This window comes from Brakhagea baltica (genome assembly GCF_052161605.1).
Taxonomy (GTDB): Bacteria; Planctomycetota; Planctomycetia; order Pirellulales; family Pirellulaceae; genus JBKCUI01.
Window position 1 is genome coordinate 2,330,834 of sequence record NZ_CP197409.1, and the last position, 17,232, is coordinate 2,348,065.

A 17,232-nucleotide genomic window follows, 5' to 3' on the forward strand; every position below is an offset into this window, starting at 1 on the left:
AGAGTGATCCTGGCGGATCGTCAAGCAGAAGTGTGTAAAATGCGAAAGTTATTCGGTCGCATGGCGTTGAGTCGAGGACCACATCACAAAACAGGTACATTTGGATCTGCCCTGATCGCTAACTTTTTATAAATAGATATTGCCAATTCGTGACATTGTCACGGATTGATTACCGTTCGATGAAGAGACGCAAAACCGATTGGCCGACATGGTGGAATGAACTTTCGTTGCCGACTTACCCCCATGGTCACGCTTCGAGATTCGCTGCTAGACTTGCGCAGCAGCGTTCCGGTGGCAGATGAGGTGTATTCGGCAGTTAAATCGCCTAAAGGGGCTTTTTGGATGTTTTGGTTGATTGCCGGTTTCTTTGAAAAGCGATGCGCGTAAAAATGACATTGGGCAGGTGAGTAGCTATCGCCGCTGATTGGTCCTCTAGCTGAGCCTATGCAGCTAGTTGGACCAGTCGGCCCACTTAAACCATAGGTGTCTAGAATGAATGATCGTATGCTGTGTCCAGTGAAGGTCTGGGAACTGTATCGCAACGCTTTGGCCGTAAAGCGTACTGACGAAGAAACTGCTCGGGACTCACTGTTTGGCCTACCCGGGGATTTGATACCACAGGGGTGGAACCGCGTTAAAGACGATCTGACTCATAGATTTTCGCGATCGGCAAAGACCATTGACGAGATTCTAGGTATCCTTCGGGAGTGGGAAGAGTCTGCGATTAGGATCATCAAGGAACACCTAGAGATTCATCCGGTGTTGGATTTGAGTCAATGGGCGTATGACGAAAATGCGTCGCCTATTCGCTACGAACTTGTGTCAAAAGGCACACCGTTTCCAACGCTTAGCGCAGAGGATGCCAAATTTTATGAGACATACATCAAGCAGAAAACCGGCCTCACTGACGATTGCAGTGATTGGCGTCGCTACTGGCTAGAAGATTGTGGAATCGAGAGCGATCAGACCAGGTCGCATGTATTTCGCAATCTGGAGCTAAGCGAGGCGATGGGATTGCTGGGTCTATCGCACGCAAAGGCAGATGTGCATCCTCCTGCAATGCCAACATGCGCACTGAATCGGGTCCCAGCTAAGATGTTACGCGCGATTTGGAAACTAGTTGACTGGTCAAGTGAAAAATGGCGTGCCGACATTGTTGCGATCGCGATGGAGGTTTGGGCGGATGGCGAAAAAGCAGAGAATTCCACCTTTCGATATACGCTAAACAAACTTCAAGATGAGCTAATCGAATCAGGGGACAGGGACTGGTTGTTTGATCTAAAAAGCCCCTGGGTTTACGTAAGCCGCATCCGATAAAAAAGATGAGATGTTGGGTATGTTGGTTTTAACCAACCGATTCCCAGGCACTGAGTTGTTAACCTTTCGTTTTTCCACGGGAGGTATCTATGTCTACAACTATAAATTTGCCAGATCCTTCGAAGCTGCGAGAAAGGATCATCGAATGCGCCAGAGAATTAGCCCTGCTCAAATCTATCGAAAAGGCGCTCGCTAAAGCGAGAAGTCAGGGGATATCCACGAGGGAGGATTGCGATGACAGCGAGCCCAAGACCACCTAGGCCCAAGCAAGAGCCAAAGCCAATCGCCTGCACGACCAGCGACATGGCAAAGATCCTGGGCATTTCTGATCGATCAGCTTGGACGCTTATAAACACGGGACAGGTGCGGTCGTTCCGCGTTGGTCGCTCGATTCGAGTCTTATACGAAGCAATCGAAGAATTCGCCCAACAAGGAGGAACCAAGTGAGCGTGAAAACAGAGAGCGTCGGTGCCAGCCGACGCCCCCCATGCAAAGACCCTGACATAGGATCATCTCATCCTATCCGCCTAACGCCGTCTAGTCCACCTATTTCGGAGGGGCGTTTGCGGATCATGGCGCAGCTACCATTGCATCTAACGTGCGGCGTGAAACTATGGGCATCAGATCATAACGATCATCGGCCAGCCGATCCCCAGTGCGATTGTTACACGTGCATGCACCTGACATTTCTCGCCGATCAACGTCGAGGGGAGATAGCGGCGGCACTGCTCGACGACACCGAGCGACGTCGGCTCGAGGTACTACGTGAACTACGCGAAGCCTGCGGGGAGGTGATGTGATGCACTCACAGTCATTGCCATATCCACCGCGCGAAGCCTTTTACGCTCATAGGTTTACTCGCCTGCTTTTCAAGAGTTGCGCAGCCCAGGCAATCGGCCAAGATGCTGTTCTGCTGGTAATCCATATCGCTCACACAGAGGATGCGGCGAGATATCAAGGGCCAGTTCGATTCTGGAACAGTCAGCTAAACGAGGTGCTAGGGTTCCGCTCGCCAAAAAGTCTGAATAATGCCCGATCGAAAGCAGTTCAGGCAGGTTGGCTTGTTTACTCGCGAAAGAACGACAGGTCCGATGGATTGTACTTTACGACCATCCCAAAACACGTTCTGGCATTTGATGATGAGCCAATAGAACCTGTTCCCGTTTCTGCTCCAAGTACGGAAAGCATTCCGTTATCTGTTCCAAGTACGGAACAGGAAGCGGAACAGGAAAGTTACGCATTGCGGAACAGGAAAGTTACGGGAAACGACCCACCTCCTAACCCTGTCCCTAATCCTAATCCTAATCCTATAGATGATGATGCGTCCGACTTATCGATTTGGGTTGATTGGTGGAATGGACTAGCCAAGAAGGGGATGGTGCATGCTGGCGTTAAAAAGACATCGACCTTGGAGAAGAAATTCAAAGCGGCGATGAAGAACGATGAGCTGCGGGATTTGCTCAACAGGGAGGAAATCGAAAAGCAGATTCGGCAATCGGAGTTTGTGCGCAAATCGTGGTTCACGCTTGCCAAACTTCTAGGTTCGAAAAACAAGTCTGGAGATCTCATTCTGGAGTGTCTCCTAAACGGGGCGTACGCGGAACAATTCGGCTCGCAGGTTAATTTAAGTTCGGGCGTTAAGTATTCAGGAACAGAGGTGAACCATGTCTTGTAAGCATGTCGAGTTGAAATTCAGGGATCTGCTTCAAGCATTGAGAGAAGACAAAGACCTTGGAACCCGAGAGTTTAGAAATTACTGGATTGGGCGAAGTGACGATGCTTTGCGATACTATCGTCATTTTCTCGCTAAGCGAGGCATTAGGTACTATGACTCGACTCTTGACAATTACAGTTGCAACACTGCTGAACAAAAAGGAGTCTTGGACAAGTTGAGACAATATGCAGACGAAGCCGACGACAACTTTCAAAAGGGTAAGAATGTTGTGTTGTTTGGTCCGCGTGGATCTGGAAAAGATCATCTTGCGGTTGGCTTGGTCAGAGAGCTTTTCGCCATCACTGGCGTTAGGGTGCTTTGGTATCAAGGCGTTGATTTGCTACGAGAATTTGATTTGCGAGACCGAGGGCGATCTGAATCGAGGCCGCACGAGAAAGAGATTCCTCTGTTGTATATCTCCGATCTTCTGCCACCGAGCGGAACCCTTTCCGAAAGACAGCAATGCAATGTTTTTCGGATGCTTGATCATCGATATTCGTGCATGTTGCCAACTATTGTGACATTAAATGTGGCTGACGCAAAGGACGCAGAATCGAGACTAGGAGCACAAATCCTAGATCGATTGAGAGATGGTGCCCTGACGTTGAATACAAACTGGGAAACCTATCGTTCGTCAGGTCGAAGTATTGAAGTTTCGATCGAGAAGCGTAAAGAGTTTGATGAGTTATCCAAGAAGCACAAGAATCCTCCTGACACGAGGATCTATCAGTTTTATCGCGACTTTGACCATCTTTACGGTCGCCGAATCATCCCAGAGTCACACGCAGTGTCAGAACTGACGGAGGTTCCAAAATGAGCGGCTTCAGTTTGGAAATTTTACCGGGCGAGGGAAACAGCATGAGCATCCCAGCCGATGTCAACGCGGACATTCTTCCCGGCGGAACTCTCGCTCTTTGCCAAAGTGCGGAGAGGCAGCTAATTGGTTGCTTGCTCCATCGGCCGGACTTCATGCACGAAGTTTCAGGACTTGTCTCCGGCGATTCGTTTTTCGATCAAAGTTATGGCGTTTTGTTCCGAGCACTCGAAGAGACCGTAAGGCGTGGCATTCAGTGCGATCCGTGGACCATCGCGAGGCTCGTGTTCGCGGAGCACACTCGAGCCAGCCTGGAGCAAATCACCGCGATCATAGCGGGTATAAAACATGACAACCAAAGCCCTGCCCACGTGAGATACTATGCTGAGGAGGTCGCGAGCTGGTCGGCATTCCGAGCGATCCGATCGACAGGGTTTCGGTTGCTATCTCAGACCGCCGATTGCACAGAAGCAACAAACCCCAAAGACTTGCTAGCGGAGGCTGCCAAAACAATTCAGGCCGCATCGGTGGTGAATGCCTCGGAAGCTTTGGATCTTGGGGAGGTCGTATCTGCTGCGCTAGAACGAATCGACCAAGCGATGGAGAGTCAGACAAGTTCAGGACTGCCAACAGGACTGATTGAAATCGATTCACGGTGGGGTGGGCTTTACGACGGCGAACTAACGATCTTAGCAGCTCGGCCCAGCATTGGAAAAAGTGCACTGGGGCTTAGTATCGCATTGAACCTAGCCGAACAGGGCAAATCCGTTTTCTTTGCCAGCCTGGAAATGACGCGTGAGCAAATCGGTTACAGAATCCTTTCGAGACAGACGGGTATTTCTTGCGATCGCCAGCGAATGGGCTCGGTCATCTCCGTCGCAGAGAGAAACCAATTGGAAATCGCTCGAAATCAAGTGCGAACATGGCCACTAAGGGTTTGGTGCTCAAGTGGAGTGACCGTTTCCGAGATTGAAAGCAGGGCTCGACTTCACGCGACCAAGATAGGCTTGGATTGCATCATCATCGATTACATGGGCTCGGGAAAGATCCGACCCGTTCGACGGCACCAAACGACCAACGATCAAATTAGCGAAGTCGTTGGGGACTTAGCGACCATGACTAAGCGAATAGGAAAACCAGTGCTCACCCTTTGCCAACTGAACCGAGCGGGCGAAGGGACGGAACCCGGATTGCAGAACCTGAGAGATTCAGGAGCCATCGAGCAGGACTCAGATAACTGTTGGTTCCTCCATCGCGAGAGAGGCAAGGCCGAAACGTCTTTCATTGTCGCTAAATGTCGTAACGGCGAGGTTGGGCGAGCAGAATTAATGTTCAACGGTGACAGGGCGACGTTTTACGATCCGGCACCCGCCTACGCAAACTTCACTGGAGATTTCTCATGAGAAAATGCCCCCAAGCGAGTCGCGATCATCATCCACGTTCCCGAGTTCGAGCCACAAGCAGCGGATGGGATTCGAAGGCTAAGAAAGCTACTAAAAATCCTGATTCGGGGTTATGGCTTGAGGGCGGAATCAATCGAACCTCTACCAGATACAGATAGCCCGATACACGAAAAGGAATCTCGAGAATGAGCGATCAGCAAAAAACAAGGCGAGACAGCCGACACAGAGAAAAGTTGTGCCGACTCACAAGGGCAAGGCAGGAGCGACTCGAAAAGGTTGCCGACTTGTATTTGCGAGGAAAATCATTTCGAACGATTGGCGAGCTTGTCGGAGTTTCGTTAGCTCAGGTTCAGCGTGACTTAGCTCTTTGCAAAATCGAATGGGCGAGATCAACGGCAACTGGGATTCAGAACTTAGCATCGAAAGAGTTTGCTCGCCTAGATCGGATCGAAGCTGAAGCTTGGCGAGGCTGGGAGCGATCGCAAGCAAAGATCGTAGAACGAGCACGAGAAGTCACTAAAAGCGAGAGCGGCCATACGACGAAAAATCTCAAGCGCAGCAAGCAGGGAACTGGAGATCCCGCGTTCCTCCAAATTGCATTGGGATGCGTCAACCAACGGATTCGGTTGATGGACCTTGTTAAAAAGTCGGATGGCGGATCGCCTGATGATGTTGTGATCGATGCGGTGGAAGTCATTGTCCGTAATCGCGAGGAAGCCCAAGCAATGCTTGAGTTCGAGCAATTCAGAAACATCGTGCAGAAGCGAAAGGACTAGGGATGCTTGTACGTAACCGAGCAGTTACCGACAAACAATTCAAGGGAAAAGAATCTTTTTTGTCATGGCCGGCATTGTCAGCGGGTAACTAAAGTGTACAGTTGGTTACCAATAGGTAATTAGTAAAACAGGAGCCAATATGAAATCTGCATTAGCCTACATTCGAGTTAGCACCGATGATCAAGTATCGGAAGGCGTTTCGCTCGACGCACAAGAAGCCAAGATCAAGGCTTGGTGCCTACTGAACGATTACAACCTCACAGAAATATTCGTCGATGCTGGCCTCTCCGGTGGCAGGGCGGATAACCGACCGGGATTACAATCAGCGTTGCAAGCCGCATGCAAAACGGGCGCAGCATTGGTGGTTTACAGTCTTAGCCGTTTGGCACGATCGACCAAGGATACAATCGCGATCGGCGAGCAGCTTGATAAAGCCGGGGGAGATTTAATTTCTCTTTGCGAGAAACTCGACACCTCGTCAGCGTCGGGAAAGATGATCTTTCGATTACTGGCAGTGATGGCAGAGTTCGAGCGAGATCAGATTGCAGAGCGAACTAGAATGGCCCTCGGGCACAAGAAATCCCTGGGTGAACGAGTTGGCACCGTACCATTTGGTTATGATCTCGATTCAGACGGCGTGACCTTGCTTCCCAACGAGTTGGAGCAAAACACCATCTGGATCATCAAGGAATTGCGAGCTCGTGGGCTATCACTGCGAGCGATCGCTGCGGAGTTACAGAATCAAGGCCGCCCAACAAAGAAAGGCAATACGAAGTGGAATCACACGAGCGTGCAGAGCATCCTCGAGAGAGTGGCCTAGAGGATCTTAGTACGGAGGAGTTACTAGAGCGTCTTCGTGAAATGAACCAACAACCGCCCGTTCCTGGCAAGCAAACATTGAAGGAGTATCTGAGTGAAGAAATCGCAAAAGAAGATCGACGAAACACTTGCGGACACGATTCGGAATGCGATCAACGCGAGTGAGCTTACGCTTTATCGAATCGCAAAGGATTCTGGCGTATCCGTTCCGTCGATAACCAGATTCGTAAACGAAGAGCGTACGATATCGCTCGAGACAGCAGACAAGCTTTGTAAGTGCCTTGGATTGGAACTTGTAGAGCGGGTTGAAGAATAGTTTTGGCAATGGCCCCCAGTGATAATGAAGCCCCCCTGTAGCCGTAGCACTAACACTCTGCATGATTGCAGATAATCGGTCGAGTAGGAGCATCGAACTTTAACTTACCGGCCATGCGTTCGGGAGCGTGCGCGAGGCCTTTCATGGAAGCAAGGAAGCCTAACAACCCTTTAAAAGGATCTAAATCATGCCGAAAGATACGAAATCGAACCGTAGTTCAATTATCCCACTCGCTATTGCCTCATCGGTTATAGTTCTTTTCTTGTCTCTTGCCGGTGTCGCTCTAACATCGGTGATTTATCCAGATTGGTTTGAGGGCCTTCGCTTATCGCTTGCATCTAAGCTAGCCCAAGCGGATGTGAATCAAGCTATGACGAATGCCGAACAGTTGCCTGAGGTGCAATCCGAGCTTGCAGCGGCAGTTGAGCGATTAGAAGCCCAATCAAGATTGCTTGAACAGTCGCAAGCGCAGATTCAGCAACAAAGCGATCAGATATTGAATCTTGAGTCGAGAATCGAGGAACTAAACATTTTGCTTAAAGAGCTTCAGTCAAGAAACGCTGATCCTCCTAGTCCCGAAGCTGAACCAGAGAAGGAAAAGAAAGAGCCGTTGCAGTACGCATTCGAGAACGTTTACGGCTCGATTGCAAAAGCCCTTTCATCAGGCATTAAAGAGATCAACGAACAGACAACCACCTTGGACAAGAATCAAGCAATTGAAAGACAGAAAAGGAGACTTTTTGAAATCTGCGAGCAATTTGACGCGCAGAAGATTCGAATGGATTGTGTCGTTCAAGACAAAGAATTGTTCAGGAATGGCTTGATCCTACTGTCACTAACTCCGAAGGAAAAGGAAAGTTTGAGGGAGAAATCAATTCTTGTTGAACATCGGTTGAAGGTTGTCGTTGATGCAGCCCAAGGAGAGAGAATCAAGTATCTCGATTCCCTCGTCTTAGACGCGACGATCTCGATTTTGTTCGATTTCAAAGATGTTGGCCCCCAGAAAAATCCTGCTAATGCAACGAGGCTTTTTATCGTAAACGTTAGAGCGTTTGAACGTGCTTGGGACCCTGGTTCATATACGGGTTACGGCCATCTTTTTGAGCTTAAGAATGTCAAGATACTTGATTAGTCCACCCTGCACCCGATCACCAGAAAGATTGTCGAATGAAGGTTTACAAAAAGAAGGGTAGCAAGTGTTACTACTTCAACTACCACGACGAAAGTGGATGTAGGCGATTCAAGAGCACTGGAACCACAGACAAGCGAGCTGCTGAAGCCATCGCCGCAAAGCATAAGACCGATGCGGCACTTCGTAAGCATTCGATCATCGATACGAAAGCGGAGGCAGTCCAGGAGTCGCTTGCTTCGAAAATTGATAGCCACATTGACGAATACGAAAAGTCGATGCGGGCTAAAAGTATCACAGTAAAGCACGTTGAATCGTCACGTAACATTTTAGATCGATTGGTAGCATCGTCGGGCATCCAGTCACTTGGCGAATTCAACGAGTCCGTTGTTCACGATTTCATAGAAAATCTTGGCAATGCGGGACGATCCAAAAGGACGATTGAATCGAACTTGCAGGCAATTAAAGCATTCAGCAAGTGGCTTGTGAAGTCCATGCGTCTTCCTACCGATCCGTTGGTTTCCGTTGAGAAGCCAAAATCCTCAGTCGATAAAGTCCTTGTCCGACGCGCTCTTAGCCACGATGAATGGATTTTGTTAGATGACTACGTTCGATCATCGCCGACAAGTTACGGCATGACTGGGCGAGAGCGTGCCCTGTTGTACGCGACAGCAGTCCAAACCGGACTTCGGGCAAACGAGCTCCGTTCAGTCCTGAGAGCCAGTTTAAATCTATCTGGAAAGCAACCATCCATTCTCGTGAAGGCGAAGAATACGAAAAACCAAAAGATTGCCCGGCAATACATCCAACCCGAGTTGGCATCTGAACTTGTGAACCTGACGGCAAAAAAACTTGCTGGTGCGGTGGTGTTCCCTATGCCAAGCAAGTTCGACTTGGCCGACATGCTCCGAAAAGACATTCAGGGAGCCCGGGCGAACTGGCTTTCCACCTTCACAGATCCTCAGCAGCGGATCGAAGCAGAAGCCAGCGATTTCCTCCAGGTCCGGAACAGCCTCGAGCAGGTGGTAGATTTCCATTCTCTGAGGCACACGACAGCAACTTGGCTCATTGAGGCTGGGGCCGATCCCAAGACCGTACAGAGCGTAATGAGGCATTCTGTCATCACACTTACCATGGATACCTACGGGCACCTATTCCCCGGTCAGGAGGCTCAGGCAGTCGCCATGATCCGGCATCGGTTTAGGGAGCCATTGCAGGCTACCGGGACCGAACCCACTGGCACCATATTGGCACAGTTGGCACGCGATTTAGTGCCCGTTCGTGCGACTCAGTGCGAGAACGAAGCGGTGGTTAGCGTTACCAACGAAGAGCGTTTTGCCAAGGAAATCACTGGGGAAACCAAGGAAAACATTGAAGAAACCATCAGCAGGGCCAGAAGGGCTCGAACCTTCGACCTACGGATTAGAAAAACGGACCTTGAATCAAGCTTTTTCCAGTGTTTTTCCAGGTCAAAACCACTTTTCGACCCGGTTTTCCCGGTCTCACGTTTATACACGTTTTCCCAAGGGTTTCAAGCTTTTTCCCGTTTTGTTCCCGATTATCTGGGAACTTTCCCGGATACTTTTTTTGCCTGCTAAACGGGTATCCCGTCAAAGCTCTGAATCGGCCCTACTGACACTACCGGAAGACTCAACGGGTCACAGTAACGAAGCCACTGCGCGGGCATAAAAAAACCCCCAACTACTGCCGGGGGCTAATGCGTCGTGGTACCGATCTAAACGCATGTCACGGTTACTAGGCCGCCGCGCCGGCACTGCGAGTAATCTACTCTGCTGATTCGGGCTCGGTCAATCCGGCTGCTGTGAGGGTGTATCAATTGGTACATCCTCTATTCGCCCGACTCGGGTAACTGACTCCAACCAGTGGACTCCGTAACCTCCGGTTTAGGCATCTCTCGCTGAATGTTCCGCGCCATCGACTCGGAAATACCAAGACGTTTGGCTACGATAACCGGCGTGAGTCCTTTTTTAAATAGCTGCTGGGCTCTCTCGATGGTCTGCTGACTGACCTTACGCCCCATTCGCCCGTTGTGCATTGCCACCTCCTACCCTCGGAATAAAACACCAAGGGTAGGAATAGGTTAGCAAGCCTCAACTATGGGCTGGATTGGCATAAATGCGCATCCTCAAATCAACCACGCTTAGCCGCTGCCCAATCCTTGCTTCGCTGGGTACTGATCTCCATCTTCACGTCTTGGAGTTCAATTCGGAGTTTACGCTCCACGGATTCTGACATTTCGGTGATTGCCCGTTCCACTTCCGGTAGGATCGCATCCACAACTCTGTCAGTATCGGCTTCCACTTTCATGGAAACATCGAACGACGCTTGAAGCTGAGCTTCCAACTGTTGTCTCGTAGACTCAAGCTGCTTTCTGGTCATGTCCATTGAACTGCCGAAAGTGGTATCGAACCCTAACCGCTTGGCATCCGATGCAACTGACTCATCGACAAATCGCGAAGTCTCATCGGTTCCAACGCGGCTGAGTAGGTCACGCTCCATCTTGGACAATGAAGCCCCGCCACCTGCTTGGGCTTTACCTAACGCTCGAGTCGCCATGTCCCGTTCGATTGCGTCCATATCGACGAAGGAACGCATTGCCGATTTACGCCGACCCTCAAGAGCATCTAGTTTTGCGCCTTGCTGGTCAATGCCGGCCATAATGGTTGATTGGATCTCCCGTTCGATTGCAAGCCGGTCTGTACCATAAGCCCTGGCTAACTGGGCTTGCTTCTCGAGACTTCGGACAACCTCATTCTGGTAGTGTTGAGCCTCTTTCATTGCCGCTGCTAGGTCTTCTTCTGACGTTCCGGCGAACGATAACGCCCTGTCTAACTCCTGCTTGGCCTTGCTATACTCTTGAACAGCCAAGGAATAGGTTGCCGCTTCGCCTCCCAACATTTCTTGGTTTTCATTTGGTCTGGATCTCATCCTCATCGAACTGGCCGATAGCTGACCTAGCATCGCCGATCCCAAGATGCCCTCATCCGTCTCGGTACGAAGTCGCATCCGATCTCGTAAGGCTTCGCGCTCGAAATCGCGATCTCCGGCCCCATCTTGGAAGCTGAACCGCTCGGTGGTCAATGCCGACTGCCGCCGAATCGAATCGGATGAATCCGCGTAACGCATCCGGGCTAACTGCCGCTGCGTTTCCGCTTCTGCTCTCGCTGTGGCCCGGTCTGCTTCGTTGTTGATCCGGTTTCTATCAAGTGATAACTGGCCTCGGTCCACTCCCGCTTGCGAAGCTGCAAGCCCCGCAATGTCTCCCATCAAGTGTAACGGTGGAACGGCTGCGCGTAGAACGTCACCGCCCGGAATCATGGAAAACACTCGGTCATTCACATCGGAAAGACCGCGAGCGAATCGACTCATCGGGGAATCCAACCGTTCGAATTGGCCCGTCAACCTTGCTAGGTATGCACCCAACCGCATCGTCATTGCTTGCATCGAACTGTCGGAAGTGGTCGCCGTACCAGTTTGATGTTGATAGACGGCTGTACCTGCCGCTGCCGCAACTGCAAGTGGAGTAACCCTACCTGCCATCGAAGCGATACCACGAAGTCCGGTCATGCCGGCAAGGTTACCAAGCATAGATCCGGCTCCACCGGCTGCACTGGCCCCGGCTGCGGCTCCGGCTGCAACTCGAGATGCTGCCAACCGACCATTGGCCGCCGCTGCTGTGTTGGCTGCCGCTGCCTCTTGAACTAAGCTGGCATGATAAGCCTTGAGTCTGGCCAACTGCGCTGTCTCCAACGCTGCTTGCGTCGTCTGGGCTCGGGATAAAAGCTGTTGGGCTTCCCTGGCCTTCTTGAGTCCGTCGCTTAGATCGGTATATGCCTTAATCCCGCCCTTAACTACATCGAACGTCCCTTGTATCACGACAAGGGAACGAAGCATCTTTTCGGCATTTTCTTCCGACACTAGGCCGATGGTAGCGAGTCCCTTTGCGACCTGCGCCGCGTTTAGCCCCGCTTCAACGAACTTCTTACCGGCGTCGGCTGTCGCCTTATCCGCCGCATCGCGGTATCGCTGGAGATGCCCTTCCCCGATCCTGAGATTGGCTGCGATTTGATCCATAGTGGAACCGTTTTTGGCGATATAGCCATCAAGGTCTTTCGCCATAGCTGCGTAGGCTTCGGAATGGGCTACCATTGAACCGGCGTATGCCTCTTTCAAAACTGTGGCCTGTGCCGCTGCGCTGGTCGCAAGCTCCGAAACTGACTTGTTTAACTGCTCGACAATCTCATCGACCGTGGATTCCGAATCTACCTCTAGCTGGCTGAATACGTGTTGCATCCCTTTGGATAGGGTTGTTGTGTCGAAGGAGTTGACCTTCGCCTGTACGGAATCGATTGCGTCTTCCGCTACTTGTGCCTGTTGAACGACTGCATCCGGAACCGCGCTCGCTACTCCCTCCCCCATCGGTCTGACTGAATCCGGAACCGATGAACGCCCCCGCATCGCTGCGGCTGAACTCTCGGAAAGCTTCTCCATCGAAGTGGAGAACGAAGTCACGATACCAGTAAGCTGTTGCTCCCATTGTTGGGTGATGACTTGCCCCGTATTGGCCGAAAGAGACTCGATCTCAGTGAAGAAACCTTTAACCGACTTGCTCAAACCTGACGTGTCAAGATTGCTCAATCGGTCCTGAACTTTGCTGATCGATGCGTCAAAGGCTGCGACCTGGGCAATCACGGAATCGGGTACGCCGCCTCGGATTCCGGATCCCATTGGCTGTACGGAGTCCGGTACTGCTGAACGCATCGAACCTGATGAACTGTTAAGCCGGTCCAGGTTACTCGATAGGGAATCGACTAGGCCCGAGACCCTGCTGGCTGTCCTGCCGATGGAATCAACGCCCGCTGTCATCCTGGCTTGTGCCGCTTCTACGCTGGATGCAAGGCTCTGTAAGGCTGACTTGGATTCCGGGTGATCCATTACCCCGATTCGGAACATTACGTCGGTATCTTCTGACATTGTTTTTTGCCCTGTAACTATTGGTAATCGAACATTGATGCTCACAATGTCCCAAGAATGAAGGAAGGCAACAAATGCAAGATCTTTTTGACGATCCATCTACCATCGGCGTACCGAAAAAACGGACCAAGAAAACCAAGGCTACCGCTGCGGAACGGGCTGTCTATGATCCGAATTTAGATAGGGAATTATCCCGAACGGAACTAACCAAGATATGGGCGGAACATGCTGCCGGGTACACTCCCATACAAATCGCCCTGGCCCATAAGCTGCCGCTCAAAAGGACCGAGTACGCTATAGGACTGGATTACCATTGGTATGTCCGAATGCTGGAACGGCTCGATCTCATATCGCAATACGGGAAAGATCAATTCGACTACATCGGCTGCGAGATGAATAATCTCGATCGCGATGATCTGCCCGAAACGGTCTGTGGAATTCCCCGTGAAGATGCCTCAAAAATCTGGGCATTGCAATACCTCCAACCCCGGCCTAGTGATCTCCTCAATGCTGATTGGTCTGATCCGGAAGTGGAAAGGCAACAACGCGAGCATGCGGAGAAACGAAAGGCATTTTCGTATTGGAAGCGCAAGCTGAATTGCTCTGATGACATTGCCGAATTGGTCCGTAGGGTAGTTTCGAATGAACCATTTCCTGAACTGGGTGGCAAGTATAGTCACGCGATCGAGCGGGATGAATCAATCTTCGACTCCCTTTTTGGTGAAGATGAACCGGAAATAGGCTCGGAAATAGATGATTACCTGCCCCAAGATCTGATCGACTCGTGCAACAAGAGCATAGCCGCATGGCTCGAAACTAAGTCTCTGGCCTTCGCCGATGCTGTCAGACGCAAGCTATGGAAGTACTACGCCCACGTCGAAACGAAACGTGGCAAGGATGCTATGTACGCTCTACGGACTCAACGTAGACGCGATGCCATGCGCGACGATGACGACTAGTCCAAATGCGGCGTGAATGTCATCTTACGGACTGGGCTGTCGTCTGTGACGCTCTGCCGCCTTATCCAACAGATTCTCGTACTGGTCCCGCTCCTCGTGGGTCATCGCATCCAACAAAGTCTTGCTTTCTTGGTCGAGCGGCCTGTCAAGGAAATCGGTGAAAGGATTACCCGAACTCTGCGTCCTGTCGCTGATACGAATGAAGAATTCTACCTCGTCCTCCGTCCGGCAAGCATCAAGCAAAGCTCGGTACTCCGGACTCGCGTAGTCGCTGCCGTTAACCTGGGAAACGGGCTGTGTAACAACCTCGCGATGCTCGACCGAGTGCAATTTGGGAAGCACAAAGCTGAACAGCCAAGTCCTGGCTTGATGATCCCCGGCCTTAGCATCCTCAACGGCTTTTTTGAAGATCTTTTTCGCTGCCGATTCGTCGAGTACCTCGCGCAGGATCTGAGAGTAAGACTTCTTTACCTTACCTTTTTTGGCCTGATTGCCTGGTAGAAACTTTCCTTTGTTGTCTCGATCGCTCATCCCGTTTTCCTCCGTTTTTCGCCCGTAATATCGGCCAAAGTTGACACTACCGAACGGGCTGTACAGAATCAAACTACCTCGGCTCGGGGCTGGGAGTTGGGCGGCTGGGTTTTTCGTTCCCTGGCCGCCTTTTTTTTCGCTACGCGTCCAACGTCGCGAACAAACTGCGCGATAGATGCTGCTTAATCCTGGTGGCGAACGCACTGCATCTGTTGTGCGAGGTCACAACCTCAACACGGATAGTGGCTGCCCGCTGGTATGTCATCTCCTCGGCTGTGGCTAGTCGGTCCAGTAGCCGCCTGACCTCATCGCAGAGCGGATGCTCCCGCCGGATGATCTCAATCGCTGTATCGATCGATCTAGCATGCGCTGACTGCATAACTGAGTAGCTGATACCGGCTAGGCCATCGCCTCTCAACATCGCCATAGCGGATTCCTCCGCCTCTTTGTAGGACTGCCATAAGGCTGCAAGCTGGTCTGCTTCCTCATTGGTCTTTTGGACCGCATCGGCAAGTTCTGGATCTGCCGGGCATGGGCAATCGGTACACCTGAAAATTTAACTCTAGTCTAGCCATCTTTGGTCCTGTCTGGTCCTGGAAATAGGCGCTAAAGCGCCCAAAAGTTGAATTGTTGAACTGCCGGTATTGGCGCTGAAGCGCCTATTCGATCTCGGCTTTCCTAGCTCGAACTAGGTCGCGAAGCTCCTGGAGTCTTGCCGCTGCGGAAAGCATTTTTTGGTCGAACTCATGGCGAACTGCATCGCGTAGTTCGTCTAGAACCGACTGGCTAACGTAGTCGATTTGGGACTTACCTATCGTCTCTGATGCTAGCTGTTGCATACGCTTGGCTCGTTGACGAAAACGGGCAGCAACACCGGCTACGCCAACACCAAGGGTTTTACGCTGCCGCGTCAACGCAAGGAAAGTCTTCAACTCGGATTCGAGCTGCTCAAACACGTTCTCAGCATTAGTCGAAGACTGCAACACGGCAAAGGATGCTCGAATCTCATCCTCAAGGTCATCTGGAACTGGCATGTATGGCGCGACTTTCCGGCCCTGTATATCCGGGTTCTCCGCCGTGGCAAAGTAGGTTCGCTCAACAGCTTGTTGCGCGTCGGCAATCTTTTCCAATATGGGCATCAACGCTGTTAGCGTCTGCTCATCCAAGTCGTCCATTCCGTCTGCGAAGTCATTGGCCGCTATCGTCAAGCACCCCCATAGGTATCGCAAAACATCGTCCCGGTTTGTTTTTTTGCTCATTTTCCCTGCCTTTTTTTGAAAAAACTATCGTCTGAAATAGGCGCTAAAGCGCCCGAACTGGGCATGTAATCAAAGTGCAATTTTGCACCTTGGCTACTACTGGTCATCTAGCAAGCTGATACCAGCATCGTCTCCGATGGATTCCAAGATCCGCCTACGGGCTCCTACGGATACGTGGTCGATCGACAGCAAGCCCCTTTCATCCTCAATGCGTCGAATGTCTCCCGCTGTCTTAACATTCGCTCGCTGCAAAGCGTGTAAATGCGACTTCCACAACGCTAGGCTCTCGATCGGGGTATCGTCGCTTACCTTAGTTGGATTGCGCATCCTGCATCCTCCTATGGACAGCTAAAGCTAGATCGCGGTGGTACTTACAGATAAATGCCGCTTGCTCCTCAACGCCGGGAATCCGCTTGAAGAATTTCTCAATGGCGCGTTTGGCGTCGGATATGATCTTCACTTCGATGGAGTCGCATCCTGGAACGTCATCCTGCGGCAAATCGGACAGTCTCGGTTGAATGTCGTATTGATTGCGAAGTACCGGCTTGTGATCGACAGCTAAGCGGACCGCTGCATTCTTGATATCTCGCGCTGTCGGTCCCATAGGCCTGCCAGTGTCGGCAGCAACAACGACGTCCCGAATGTCGGCGTTTGGGATGCTCTCCAGGGCGTTGATTGCCGCAAGACTGGCTAGCCGGGACTTAACTTCCGGTGCATGCTTCTGGACCCTGTCCATATTAACCTTGCCCCGCTGAAGTCGGTCAAGGTTGTTCCGATCGATGCCCAACTCTTTCAAGCAGAACTCTGAAAACGTCGAGTACGCTTCGCGATATAGCTTTTTGGCATGAATTACTTCGATCGCTTCCAGCACCTCCCGGAAGGCTTCCCTGCGTGCACGAACGAAGTTGACTAGTCGGTTGTACTCGTCTCGTTCCGCCTGGGTTAGTTCAACAAAAGCTGTGCTCATTTGGATATCCTCATGCCGGTAGTTTTTCTGCTGGGCTCACGGACAACAAATCGGGAATCTGAACCCCTGTGAATGCCGGGAATGGCTAATAGGCTCTCTAACCGCTTCGCTCCCGCCTGAGTGCGATATGTCGGCCTCTCCCAGTTGAACTCCGTTTGGCGCAAGTCTGGCCCCTTGCTGGTCCGTTTTGTCTTCATCCGTCCCTCCGTTTTGTTTGTGCTTCCGTTTCCGGT

20 protein-coding genes are annotated in these 17,232 nt (G+C 51.3%); 13 read left to right on the forward strand and 7 right to left on the reverse strand.

What is annotated here, in order from left to right; genetic code table 11:
- The first annotated feature begins 492 nt into the window (after positions 1-492).
- From SH449x_RS08545 to SH449x_RS08600, 12 genes are all read left to right on the forward strand, one after another.
- Complete coding sequence (locus SH449x_RS08545; RefSeq protein WP_482380916.1) at positions 493-1,317, forward strand: hypothetical protein; 825 nt, start codon at positions 493-495, stop codon at positions 1,315-1,317.
- A gap of 89 nt (positions 1,318-1,406) precedes the next feature.
- Complete coding sequence (locus tag SH449x_RS08550) at positions 1,407-1,577, forward strand: hypothetical protein (protein WP_482380917.1); 171 nt, start codon at positions 1,407-1,409, stop codon at positions 1,575-1,577.
- A complete protein-coding gene (locus SH449x_RS08555; RefSeq protein WP_482380918.1) occupies positions 1,552-1,764 on the forward strand; it encodes a helix-turn-helix domain-containing protein in 213 nt (70 codons plus the stop codon). The genes SH449x_RS08550 and SH449x_RS08555 overlap by 26 nt, the downstream gene beginning before the upstream one ends.
- Positions 1,761-2,117, forward strand: coding sequence for a hypothetical protein (locus SH449x_RS08560; RefSeq protein WP_482380919.1), 357 nt, complete (start codon positions 1,761-1,763; stop codon positions 2,115-2,117). Before SH449x_RS08555 ends, SH449x_RS08560 begins: the two co-directional genes overlap by 4 nt.
- A complete protein-coding gene (locus SH449x_RS08565) occupies positions 2,117-2,992 on the forward strand; it encodes a hypothetical protein (RefSeq protein WP_482380920.1) in 876 nt (291 codons plus the stop codon). The genes SH449x_RS08560 and SH449x_RS08565 overlap by 1 nt, the downstream gene beginning before the upstream one ends.
- Positions 2,982-3,848 carry an ATP-binding protein gene (locus tag SH449x_RS08570; RefSeq protein ID WP_482380921.1) on the forward strand — a complete coding sequence of 289 codons (867 nt, stop codon included), beginning with the start codon at positions 2,982-2,984 and terminating at the stop codon, positions 3,846-3,848. Before SH449x_RS08565 ends, SH449x_RS08570 begins: the two co-directional genes overlap by 11 nt.
- Positions 3,845-5,248 (forward strand): replicative DNA helicase, encoded by a 1,404-nt coding sequence (locus SH449x_RS08575; RefSeq protein WP_482380922.1) that lies wholly within the window; start codon positions 3,845-3,847, stop codon positions 5,246-5,248. The genes SH449x_RS08570 and SH449x_RS08575 overlap by 4 nt, the downstream gene beginning before the upstream one ends.
- Positions 5,249-5,433: 185 nt before the next feature.
- Positions 5,434-6,024 (forward strand): hypothetical protein, encoded by a 591-nt coding sequence (locus SH449x_RS08580; protein WP_482380923.1) that lies wholly within the window; start codon positions 5,434-5,436, stop codon positions 6,022-6,024.
- A 139-nt stretch (positions 6,025-6,163) separates the two neighbouring features.
- A complete protein-coding gene (locus SH449x_RS08585) occupies positions 6,164-6,844 on the forward strand; it encodes a recombinase family protein (protein ID WP_482380924.1) in 681 nt (226 codons plus the stop codon).
- Positions 6,845-6,937: 93 nt separating this feature from the next.
- A complete protein-coding gene (locus SH449x_RS08590) occupies positions 6,938-7,159 on the forward strand; it encodes a helix-turn-helix domain-containing protein (protein ID WP_482380925.1) in 222 nt (73 codons plus the stop codon).
- A gap of 187 nt (positions 7,160-7,346) precedes the next feature.
- The gene (locus SH449x_RS08595) at positions 7,347-8,291 is read left to right on the forward strand and encodes a hypothetical protein (protein WP_482380926.1); all 945 of its coding nucleotides are present in this window, start codon (positions 7,347-7,349) and stop codon (positions 8,289-8,291) included.
- Between the two features lie 35 nt (positions 8,292-8,326).
- On the forward strand, positions 8,327-9,886 hold the full coding sequence (locus tag SH449x_RS08600; RefSeq protein ID WP_482380927.1) for a tyrosine-type recombinase/integrase: 1,560 nt from the start codon (positions 8,327-8,329) through the stop codon (positions 9,884-9,886).
- Positions 9,887-10,137: 251 nt separating this feature from the next.
- Here SH449x_RS08600 and SH449x_RS08605 read toward each other — a convergent pair whose 3' ends face one another.
- The gene (locus SH449x_RS08605) at positions 10,138-10,344 is read right to left on the reverse strand and encodes a hypothetical protein (RefSeq protein ID WP_482380928.1); all 207 of its coding nucleotides are present in this window, start codon (positions 10,342-10,344) and stop codon (positions 10,138-10,140) included.
- Between the two features lie 95 nt (positions 10,345-10,439).
- On the reverse strand, positions 10,440-13,283 hold the full coding sequence (locus SH449x_RS08610; RefSeq protein WP_482380929.1) for a hypothetical protein: 2,844 nt from the start codon (positions 13,281-13,283) through the stop codon (positions 10,440-10,442).
- 74 nt (positions 13,284-13,357) lie between these two features.
- Here SH449x_RS08610 and SH449x_RS08615 point away from each other — a divergent pair, with 74 nt between their 5' ends.
- Positions 13,358-14,242: a hypothetical protein gene (locus tag SH449x_RS08615; RefSeq protein ID WP_482380930.1), complete on the forward strand. Its 885-nt coding sequence runs from the start codon at positions 13,358-13,360 to the stop codon at positions 14,240-14,242.
- 24 nt (positions 14,243-14,266) lie between these two features.
- On the opposite strand, the gene SH449x_RS08620 is transcribed toward SH449x_RS08615, so the two are convergent.
- The 5 genes from SH449x_RS08620 to SH449x_RS08640 form a co-directional block, all read right to left on the reverse strand.
- On the reverse strand, positions 14,267-14,773 hold the full coding sequence (locus SH449x_RS08620; protein ID WP_482380931.1) for a hypothetical protein: 507 nt from the start codon (positions 14,771-14,773) through the stop codon (positions 14,267-14,269).
- 139 nt (positions 14,774-14,912) lie between these two features.
- Entirely contained in the window at positions 14,913-15,200 is a 288-nt protein-coding gene (locus tag SH449x_RS08625) for a hypothetical protein (protein ID WP_482380932.1), read from the reverse strand.
- A 232-nt stretch (positions 15,201-15,432) separates the two neighbouring features.
- Complete coding sequence (locus tag SH449x_RS08630) at positions 15,433-16,032, reverse strand: hypothetical protein (RefSeq protein ID WP_482380933.1); 600 nt, start codon at positions 16,030-16,032, stop codon at positions 15,433-15,435.
- Positions 16,033-16,128: 96 nt separating this feature from the next.
- Positions 16,129-16,359, reverse strand: a complete 231-nt coding sequence (locus SH449x_RS08635) for a hypothetical protein (RefSeq protein ID WP_482380934.1) — start codon at positions 16,357-16,359, stop codon at positions 16,129-16,131.
- Positions 16,343-16,999 (reverse strand): hypothetical protein, encoded by a 657-nt coding sequence (locus SH449x_RS08640; protein ID WP_482380935.1) that lies wholly within the window; start codon positions 16,997-16,999, stop codon positions 16,343-16,345. The genes SH449x_RS08635 and SH449x_RS08640 overlap by 17 nt, the downstream gene beginning before the upstream one ends.
- Positions 17,000-17,232: the final 233 nt, after the last annotated feature.

Coding starts and splice junctions, on each gene's coding strand:
- SH449x_RS08545 (WP_482380916.1), top strand. CDS start 493: ATGAATGATCGTATGCTGTGTCCAGTGAAGGTCTGGGAACTGTATCGC.
- SH449x_RS08550 (WP_482380917.1), top strand. CDS start 1,407: ATGTCTACAACTATAAATTTGCCAGATCCTTCGAAGCTGCGAGAAAGG.
- SH449x_RS08555 (WP_482380918.1), top strand. CDS start 1,552: ATGACAGCGAGCCCAAGACCACCTAGGCCCAAGCAAGAGCCAAAGCCA.
- SH449x_RS08565 (WP_482380920.1), top strand. CDS start 2,117: ATGCACTCACAGTCATTGCCATATCCACCGCGCGAAGCCTTTTACGCT.
- SH449x_RS08570 (WP_482380921.1), top strand. CDS start 2,982: ATGTCTTGTAAGCATGTCGAGTTGAAATTCAGGGATCTGCTTCAAGCA.
- SH449x_RS08575 (WP_482380922.1), top strand. CDS start 3,845: ATGAGCGGCTTCAGTTTGGAAATTTTACCGGGCGAGGGAAACAGCATG.
- SH449x_RS08580 (WP_482380923.1), top strand. CDS start 5,434: ATGAGCGATCAGCAAAAAACAAGGCGAGACAGCCGACACAGAGAAAAG.
- SH449x_RS08585 (WP_482380924.1), top strand. CDS start 6,164: ATGAAATCTGCATTAGCCTACATTCGAGTTAGCACCGATGATCAAGTA.
- SH449x_RS08595 (WP_482380926.1), top strand. CDS start 7,347: ATGCCGAAAGATACGAAATCGAACCGTAGTTCAATTATCCCACTCGCT.
- SH449x_RS08600 (WP_482380927.1), top strand. CDS start 8,327: ATGAAGGTTTACAAAAAGAAGGGTAGCAAGTGTTACTACTTCAACTAC.
- SH449x_RS08605 (WP_482380928.1), bottom strand. CDS start 10,344: ATGCACAACGGGCGAATGGGGCGTAAGGTCAGTCAGCAGACCATCGAG.
- SH449x_RS08610 (WP_482380929.1), bottom strand. CDS start 13,283: ATGTCAGAAGATACCGACGTAATGTTCCGAATCGGGGTAATGGATCAC.
- SH449x_RS08615 (WP_482380930.1), top strand. CDS start 13,358: ATGCAAGATCTTTTTGACGATCCATCTACCATCGGCGTACCGAAAAAA.
- SH449x_RS08620 (WP_482380931.1), bottom strand. CDS start 14,773: ATGAGCGATCGAGACAACAAAGGAAAGTTTCTACCAGGCAATCAGGCC.
- SH449x_RS08625 (WP_482380932.1), bottom strand. CDS start 15,200: ATGGCGATGTTGAGAGGCGATGGCCTAGCCGGTATCAGCTACTCAGTT.
- SH449x_RS08630 (WP_482380933.1), bottom strand. CDS start 16,032: ATGAGCAAAAAAACAAACCGGGACGATGTTTTGCGATACCTATGGGGG.
- SH449x_RS08635 (WP_482380934.1), bottom strand. CDS start 16,359: ATGCGCAATCCAACTAAGGTAAGCGACGATACCCCGATCGAGAGCCTA.
- SH449x_RS08640 (WP_482380935.1), bottom strand. CDS start 16,999: ATGAGCACAGCTTTTGTTGAACTAACCCAGGCGGAACGAGACGAGTAC.